The sequence below is a fragment of the Pararhizobium sp. genome, from assembly GCF_035497515.1.
In the GTDB taxonomy this organism is placed as follows: Bacteria; Pseudomonadota; Alphaproteobacteria; order Rhizobiales; family Rhizobiaceae; genus Pararhizobium.
Window position 1 is genome coordinate 1 of sequence record NZ_DATJDJ010000028.1, and the last position, 2,926, is coordinate 2,926.

A 2,926-nucleotide genomic window follows, 5' to 3' on the forward strand; every position below is an offset into this window, starting at 1 on the left:
TCCACCTGTCGATCGCGGAAGCGACGGGAAACGAGTTCTTCAGCATGGCCCTGGAAGGTCCCGACGTCTCCCTGAGCGGCTTCATGAACATCTCCCTTTCCTTGACACGCTCCGGATCTCCGGCGCGCGCCCGAAAGGTGATCGGCGAGCATGCCGACATTGTCGATGCGATCCGCAACAAGGACCCCGTCTGGGCCCGCGTCGCCATGGAAAGCCATCTTCTGCAGGCGCGCCGACGCATGATGAACGGCGATCTCGATCCATAAAAAAATAGATCTGTAATTTTTCTTTACAACTTTTTTGAAATTCAGTAAGGATAGTTGACTTCAGGAGGGTCAACTATGCAACAAGCACTAACGCAAGCCGACTACGCCGCGTCCGTCGTCGCCGTGCCCCCCATTGCGCTGAATGCCGACTATTCGGTGAATGCGGGCGCCAACGGCGCACTGATCAGGCATATCGAGGACGGCGGAGTGGATATCCTGCTCTATGGCGGCAATGCCAATCTGTATCATTTCGGCCTCGAGGATTACCGGGCCGCCATGGAAGCGATCAAATCGGCGGCGGCACCGACGACGCACCTGATCACCTCGATCGGTCCGGACTTCGGCAAGGCTCTGGCGCAGATCCCCATTGCACGCGACCTCGGCTTCAGGAATGTCATGGTGCTGCCCACCAATTTCCCGGCGGACCCGGCCGGCGTCGCCAATGGCGTACGCAGGCTTGCCGACGCCTATGGCAGCGGCCTCATTCTCTATCTGAAGCGCGAGAATTATGCAGACCCCGACGATCTGGCAAAGCTGATTTCGGAAAAAGCCGTGAGCTTCGTCAAATATGCCGTCGAGAAACCCGACGCTTCCAAGGACCCCTATCTCGACGCCGTGCTTTCGGCGATCGGCAGGGAACATCTTGCAAGCGGAATGGGCGAGACACCGATCCATGATCATCTCGGCGAACGCAAGCTGACGACCTATACGTCCGGCGCCGTCTGCATTGCGCCGGCTGCCGCCTCCGAACTTCTGATGCTTCACAAGGCAGGCCGCACGGCCGAGGCGGCCCGGCTCAGCGAACCGTTCCTGGAGTTCGAGAAAGTGCGCCTGGATCTCGGCGGCCTGCAGGTGCTGCATGATGCCGTACGGCTTTCGGGCATCGCCGACACCGGGCCATTGATGCCCATGGTTTCAAATCTTCCGCTGGACCGGCTGGCACCGGTCGAAAGGGCGGTAGAGGCACTCAAGCTTGCTGAAAAACAGGCTCGTGCCAGGGCTCTGGCTCCCAGGAAGCAGTCTGCTGGCCTGTAGTTGACAGCTAATATTATCCGAACTAATACATTAGTGCTCTAGTGTGTTTTTGCCAGTGTGGAGGCACTGCAGCCGGGCCGATGCTGAAGCGGCGGCCCGGCAGGATCGACATCAAGGTCTTTTGACCAGGAGGAGAAATGACAATGACCATCAAGCTTTCACGGGGAATATCGACGGCGCTGATGTCGATCCTGTTGTCCGGAGCCGCGCTTGCGGCCGAGGGAGAAGTTAAGATCGTGCTGCCTGAGCAGCCGGCCAATCTTGAGCCCTGCCGCTCCATCCGCTCCGATATCGGACGCGTGATCAACTCCAACATCACCGAGACGCTCACCAATATCGAGCCGGAAAAAGGCACGGTCGCGCCCTGGCTCGCCGAAAGCTGGGAGCAGGTCGACGACCTGACATGGCGAATCAAGCTGAAAACGGGCGTCAAGTTCCAGGACGGCGCGGAATTCAACGCCGAAGCCGTCGTCAAGTCGATCAACCGGCTGATGAACCCGAAGCTGACCTGTGACAGCCGCTCCAAGTTCGGCGACGTCAAGCTGACGCCGAAGGCAATCGATGCAAACACGGTGGAAATAACCACTGATAGCCCGCTCCCGATCATGCCCACCTTGCTCGGCACGGTGCAGGTCGTCTCCCCCAACATGCCGTTCGACGGCGAAACCAATGCCCCGGTCGGCACCGGCCCCTACACGCTGGAAAGCGCCACGAACGAGCAGATCGTTCTTGTTCGCAGCGACAGCTATTGGGGACCGAAGCCCGAGGTGACGAAAGCCACCTATGTCTGGCGCGGCGAATCCGCCATTCGTGCCGCCATGGTCGAATCCGGCGAAGCCGACATGACGCCGTCGCTCGCCGTCCAGGATGCCACGAACACCGCGACCGACTTTGCCTATCTGAACTCGGAAACGACCCGCATGCGCATCGACGCGGAAATTCCGCCGCTCGACGACGTACGCGTCCGCAAGGCGCTCAATCTCGCCATCGACTGGGACGGCATGGGCGAGGCCCTGTTCGGCAAGGATGTCCTGCGCGCCTCGCAGATGGTGGTGCCGGGCGTTCTGGGCCATAACCCGGATATCAAGCCCTGGCCCTACGATCCCGACCAGGCGAGAAAGCTGATCGAGGAAGCCAAGGCGGACGGCGTGCCGGTGGATACCGAAATCGTCATCATCGGCCGCAACGGCTTCTTTCCGAACTCCGCTGAATCGCTCGAAGCGATGATGGCGATGTGGCAGGAAATCGGCTTGAAGGTTTCGCTGCGCCAGCTCGAAGCCGCCGATTGGGTTCGTTATCTCGACAAGCCTTATCCGCAGGGCCGCGGACCGACCGTGTTCCAGCAGCAGCACGACAACAATACGGGCGACGCCGGCTTTACCGCGCCGGTCATGTTCCTGAGCGACGGCCAGTATTCCACCATTGCCGTTCCGGAACTCGATGTCGTCCTGAAGAAGGCCATGGCCGCGACCGGCGAAGAGCGTGAAAAACTGTTCCAGGAAGCCTTCCTGAAGGTCCATGACGAGATCATCGCCGATATACCGATGTATCACATGATCGGCTATGTCCGCGTCGGATCGCGTCTCGACTGGAAGCCGGATCTGAAGACGAACAGCGAAATCGCG

Annotated in this window: 3 protein-coding genes; all 3 read left to right on the top strand. The window is 59.9% G+C overall.

Annotation, left to right across the window (positions count from 1 at the left end; translation table 11 throughout):
* On the top strand, nucleotides 1–266 hold a 266-nt coding region (locus VL202_RS02500), incomplete at its 5' end, for a FadR/GntR family transcriptional regulator (RefSeq protein WP_325462606.1).
* Nucleotides 267–341: 75 nt separating this feature from the next.
* Complete coding sequence (locus tag VL202_RS02505) at nucleotides 342–1,301, top strand: dihydrodipicolinate synthase family protein (protein ID WP_325462607.1); 960 nt, start codon at nucleotides 342–344, stop codon at nucleotides 1,299–1,301.
* Between the two features lie 143 nt (nucleotides 1,302–1,444).
* On the top strand, nucleotides 1,445–2,926 hold a 1,482-nt coding region (locus tag VL202_RS02510), incomplete at its 3' end, for an ABC transporter substrate-binding protein (protein WP_325462608.1).